At 46.0% G+C, this 3,289-nt stretch carries 5 protein-coding genes; 4 read left to right on the plus strand and 1 reads right to left on the minus strand.

Going from position 1 to position 3,289, the window contains the following annotated elements:
* From AC559G_RS18205 to AC559G_RS18220, 4 genes are all read left to right on the plus strand, one after another.
* Positions 1 to 1,043: VENN motif pre-toxin domain-containing protein (locus AC559G_RS18205; protein WP_498913697.1), on the plus strand; the 1,043-nt coding region annotated here is incomplete at its 5' end.
* A 295-nt stretch (positions 1,044 to 1,338) separates the two neighbouring features.
* Positions 1,339 to 1,905 carry a hypothetical protein gene (locus tag AC559G_RS18210; protein WP_498913699.1) on the plus strand — a complete coding sequence of 189 codons (567 nt, stop codon included), beginning with the start codon at positions 1,339 to 1,341 and terminating at the stop codon, positions 1,903 to 1,905.
* A 396-nt stretch (positions 1,906 to 2,301) separates the two neighbouring features.
* Positions 2,302 to 2,613: a DUF4258 domain-containing protein gene (locus AC559G_RS18215; protein WP_498913701.1), complete on the plus strand. Its 312-nt coding sequence runs from the start codon at positions 2,302 to 2,304 to the stop codon at positions 2,611 to 2,613.
* Positions 2,600 to 2,902, plus strand: a complete 303-nt coding sequence (locus AC559G_RS18220; RefSeq protein ID WP_498913703.1) for a hypothetical protein — start codon at positions 2,600 to 2,602, stop codon at positions 2,900 to 2,902. Before AC559G_RS18215 ends, AC559G_RS18220 begins: the two co-directional genes overlap by 14 nt.
* Before the next feature lie 44 nt (positions 2,903 to 2,946).
* Here AC559G_RS18220 and AC559G_RS18225 read toward each other — a convergent pair whose 3' ends face one another.
* On the minus strand, positions 2,947 to 3,075 hold the full coding sequence (locus AC559G_RS18225) for a SymE family type I addiction module toxin (protein ID WP_498913705.1): 129 nt from the start codon (positions 3,073 to 3,075) through the stop codon (positions 2,947 to 2,949).
* Positions 3,076 to 3,289: the final 214 nt, after the last annotated feature.

A 3,289-nucleotide genomic window follows, 5' to 3' on the forward strand; every position in this document is an offset into this window, starting at 1 on the left:
CCAGCGAACTGAGCGAAAGCGAGAAGCAGACAATCAGCATGTTGGGCACACTGGCGGCAGGGCTGGCAGGAGGGTTGATTGGAGAAAGTAACGCGGATACGTTAACGGCAGCACAGGCCGGGAAGACTGCCGTTGAGAATAACTATTTGAGCTTTGATGAAGCCCGCGCTTTTGACAAGGAAATGACGGCTTGCAAAGCTTCCGGTGACGACTGTGATGCGGTTATTCGTAAATACGACTCGTTAAATAGGGAAAATCGTGAAGAGTTGCAACAGGCGCTGGCGAAAGATCCACTGGTTGTTCTGAGTGGTGAAACTAAATGGAATGTTGAAGGCGGGTTGTCTGCTGCTGACAGGCCTGATTGGCTATACGGTTCGTTGGATAACCGGGATGTAAGGGATTATGTTGCAGCCAATAACCGTTATGACCTGAATTATATTAATAGTAATACCACTAATGGTGATCGAGCTTTGGCGTTTATTGGTGAGCCCGAAAATTTCTGGGGATTGGTTGCGGGGGGGAGATCGTTATTTACATCGTCAACAACGATGAGTGATAAATTAGTTGGTGGAGCTTTAAGTTATGGCGCGAATGGTCTGGTACAAATCTCTAGTGGAAATACCGGAGATAAATTTGATTATGTAAGCTTTGGATTTTCTGGGCTAACTGGTGCGGCAACCACTGGTAAGTCTTATTATTCAAACCAACTTATTGGTGCGGGTAGTGCTTATGCGACTAACCAAATCACAGGACAAGATAGTCAAGCGGCTGTAATGGGTAGCATGGTAGGTACTGGAGTAGGTTATGGTATCGGTTCTGCCATTACCAATAAATTAGAAACTCAGTACATTAAAAACTACTTTGGAATGGAAGCCAGCAAGAATGCTTTAAAATATACCGAGAATTCCTTTGGTCCTGGTTATTTATTGAAAGGTGGGGCAATGAGCCCAATTCCTGGGATGTCTGGCGGTAGTGTTGGTTCTTTAATGTCAGAGGCTGCTAGTAACGCTGCTCAAAAGGAAGTTCAAGGAGGTAATAAGTGAAACACCCCCTCTTATTCCTTTTGTTTTTAATCATCACTTATGCAGTTGTATGTGCTGTTGGTGTGGTAATCACGATATGGCTCGTTTTATCACATCCAATAACTTTTCAACAGGTTATACACTATAGCAAGATCGGTGTATTGGGTGGTGGATGGATAGGTGCAGGAATATGGTTTTCATATTACCTAAAATGTAGAAAGAATCTTAAATAATCCTTGCTGTTGAGAATAACTATCTGAGTCTGCCTAGTGGGATGATGAATGCCGGTCAGGCTGCTTCTTCGTTGGGGCAGTTTATGGCGAAAAATGGCGCGACAGCGGCAGAGATAGCACAGGCACAAAGTGACTTGACGAAGGGAGTTGGCACAGGCGCACCGCAACCAGCGACAGAACTGGTGAAGAAATGGGCGCTGTTAATGAGCACTGCTGCCACAATGGGGACGGGGTCAGCGGTGGGGGCTGGTGCGGCAGCAACCGGCGGGGCTATTGGTGGAGCGGCGAATATCAGTACACAGCTCACGGTGAATGGCGATAAACCCTTTAGCTATACTGATGCACTGATCGCGATAGGAACCGGGGCGTTGACGCAGGGGAAAGGTTTTGCTGTGACAGAGGGACTTAGCATTGGCGGGGCTTATGTTGGCAGCACAATCAAGGGTGAAGATCCTGCTAGTGCAATGGCAGGAGCTGCAGTAGGTACTGCCATAGGTGCGGGAACCGGTAAAGTTGTCACGGATAAAGTGAAGCCCGTAGTATCTGATTCTGTTGCTGAAATCATCGGTGCTGGTTCTGGTGCCGTTAGTTCAGAAGTTGCTGGTAGTGCTGTTCAAGATAAATTAACTAACGACGGGGGTAAGAAATGAGGCCTACAACCGTTGGCATATACCTCCTATTTATACTTGTCGCAGCTACGATTACTTCACTGTTCGTAACTACTTTATTAATAAGGTTAGCAGTTGCTGTACTTGTTTATTACAAGTACGGAGGACTTAGTTTTGACTTAACGGATGTAATCTACTCTTTAAAAGTAGGGTTATCTGGAGGGATTCCACTTGGTGTAGGTGCTTGGGTCCTGTCTAGCATGAAAGCACGTAAAGAAAAGCAACCTCCATCGAAAGAGTAGTCATTCAACCCCGGCTAGTTCAAGTGGCCGGGGTTGCTGCTTCTAAGCTTCAAAAGGAGAGCGCTCAGAATTCCGTGTCACGATAAAATCGTTATAGGATCCTGTACATAAATTTGTGTAATTGCCTGATTTTGATATGTTCAATACAACATCAAAAGCAGGTTACTTTATGGGCGAAAAACAGTTGCAGGCTCTGGCTAACGAACTGGCCAATCAACCTGTCAGAAATCAACCAGGTACAATAAGTAATCGGGAATATTCAGGACATGCCTTAGACAGAATGCAGGATCGAGGAATAACCCCTTCTGTTGTCGAAAATACGATTAAGAATGGGAAATCGACATCCAGCCGAGGTGGAACAACAGTACATTTTGATCCTGAAAGTAAAGTGTCTGTGGTAACGAATGAATCTGGAAGAGTGGTAACGGTTAAATATGGCGACAAATAAAAAGAATGCTATCTGTGAATATGCGTTTAGCTCGCTAAATGACGTTGTTAGCTTTGCAAAGTTCGTCAGTTATGCGGAAGATCTGCCTCAGTTGAGTGAGCTTTTTGAGGATGGACAAAGCAGGGAAGATTACCGGCAGATATGGTTTGAGCTGGAAATCGTTAACGCACTTGCCTTATCCGAATGGGAAAATGAAGGACGTTCTATGGACTGGCAAACTCGCTGGGAATCAGACTATAAACATGATGCTTCCGAACTAATCAATGAACTACTCAGGTTATTGCAATAAAGACCAAATCTCGCCCCTAAAACAGGCCGGGATTTTTTTGTCTGTCATTCAGCCACAATGCGGATCAGCAACTGGCCGTGCTCAACGGTGACAATCACCGGGGTATCAGTCCCAAATCCTGCCTCCTTCCAGCCAGTGGCGCTTAAGGTGCAGGCTGGGGCGGCGGCTGTAATAGCGCGTCATATCATTGCGGTCGGCGTGGCAGCGGCTGACATAGCTGACCTTCAGGTGTCGTAATGCTTGGGGGGGCTGACTCATGATGATCCTACCCACGAATAGTGGACACGCTGTTAAGCGAGTAAAATCGTTAACAAGGTGAACCATGACGCAAGCAAAATCTGTGAAGAAGACATCCCGTAATCAATATACCCCGGAGTTTCGCCAGCA

Origin of the sequence: Gibbsiella greigii (genome assembly GCF_039540155.1) — a bacterium.
GTDB lineage: Bacteria > Pseudomonadota > Gammaproteobacteria > Enterobacterales > Enterobacteriaceae > Gibbsiella > Gibbsiella quercinecans.

Bases quoted from the DNA above. Each gene is read 5' to 3' on its own strand.
- AC559G_RS18210 (WP_498913699.1), top strand. From the start codon at position 1,339: ATGGCGAAAAATGGCGCGACAGCGGCAGAGATAGCACAGGCACAAAGT.
- AC559G_RS18215 (WP_498913701.1), top strand. From the start codon at position 2,302: ATGTTCAATACAACATCAAAAGCAGGTTACTTTATGGGCGAAAAACAG.
- AC559G_RS18220 (WP_498913703.1), top strand. From the start codon at position 2,600: ATGGCGACAAATAAAAAGAATGCTATCTGTGAATATGCGTTTAGCTCG.